Genomic DNA, 1,568 nt, shown 5'->3' with positions numbered 1-1,568 from the left:
CGTGACAAGACGGCGGATGTTGTAGGCGAGGTTCTGGAGGCCGATTTTGGCTTTCGCCCGAGCAATGCCAATCGTCCGTATGATCCGACCACCCGGAGAGGTTTGTTGTGCTCCGAACACGTGCTCGACGCGAGCCCGAATCTTGCTCTTTTTGCGGTTTGCATTCTCCTGCGCCTTCGATAGCGGATGATTGCGGCTTGCGCGCTGATGAATCTGACTGCGCAAGCCGCGTACCCTGAGCTTTGCCTCGGTCTCGGCCGACCGATAAGCGCTGTCCGCATAAACATCCGCAGACGTATTGGTTTTGTTCAGAAGCCCATCGAATTTCTGACTGTCATGCACGCTCGCGTCGGTCACGTCATACTGCCGGATCAGCTTGTGCCTGGCATCGGCATTCACGTGGTTCTTGTATCCATAGAAACTCTTGCCGTGCTTCTTGGTCCAGCGCGCATCCTTGTCTTTCTGCCGGTTTTTCGACGGATCTTTCTTCCAGGCCCGGGGCGTCTTGCCGGCCTTCACATCCTCATTTTCGTCACGGCTATTACGCTGCTTGGGAACCGGAACAATCGTCGCATCAACCATCTGGCCGCCGCGAGCGATGTAGCCCTTCGCTTCCAAATGCTGGCCAAAACGCTCGAACAGTTTCTCAATGAGACCGGCCTTCGCAAGCGTCTCCCGGAACAACCAAAGCGTCGTGCCGTCGGGAATGCTGTCCTCGATGCCGAGCCGCACAAACCGCGTGAACGACAGGCGGTCGCGCACCTGATACTCAATCTGTTCGTCGGACAGATTGTAAAGCGATTGCAACACCAGCATCCGAAACATAACAATGACATCAATCGGCTTGCGGCCAGCGTTGCTCTTCTTTTCACTCGCCGGCGTCAGTGTCGCCGCCTCAATCTCGGCGCGGAAGCTCTCGAACGGCACCACCCGATCAATCATCTCAAGCGGATCGCCCTTCGCGGAAATCACCGCAAGCCGCTTGTCCGCATCAAAAAAACCGAATTGACCCATCGTATCCACATCCCCGAATCCTATCGTGACAGTTAGAATCGCACAAATTCAGGAAAGGTCGTTATTTTTCGAGCTGCCCTATAGAGATCGAGGCCATGAAATGCGGCACGCTCGTAACGTTCGACCGTACCGTTGTGTTTGCGCAGCCAGCTGACGAAATCGCGCACCTCGGTATTTCGCCACATCCAGGTCGGGAACCGGGCAAAAGCCGTCCACTCAGAGGGCGGATACTGGAAATGCCGCACGTAGTGATCGACTCGCGCCGCATCGGGCCAGTCGGCTTCGATTGCAACAAAGCGAAAGCCCTTCTTGACGATGAGGTCGCGGGTAATGCGTTGGCGCATCTGGTAGAATTCAGAAGTCCCGTGGGTCGCTTCGCCAAGTAGTACGATCGGTGCTGAGCCGATCCGTTGCATGAGCGGATTGAGATCGGCTGCCTCGATCGACGGGAACGATTCTGCAGCATCCGCGAGGTTAGCGAGCAATATTTCCTCGTCCGAAGATATTGGACGCGGCGCCCGGCGCGGCTGCGTGCGACTGTCTCCTCTGGCGGT

1 protein-coding gene and 1 pseudogene are annotated in these 1,568 nt (G+C 56.7%); both read right to left on the bottom strand.

From position 1 onward, the window contains the following. Window positions 1–1,014: IS5 family transposase (locus tag VMT30_06305; protein HVQ44551.1), on the bottom strand; the 1,014-nt coding region annotated here is incomplete at its 3' end. Window positions 1,015–1,055: 41 nt separating this feature from the next. Then, a pseudogene (locus VMT30_06300) lies at window positions 1,056–1,568 on the bottom strand (erythromycin esterase family protein).

This window comes from Candidatus Saccharimonadia bacterium (assembly GCA_035544015.1).
GTDB lineage: Bacteria > Patescibacteriota > Saccharimonadia > UBA4664 > UBA4664 > UBA5169.
Note: the sequence above shows the minus strand (reverse complement) of the source record. Positions and strands in the feature narration are given on the sequence as shown.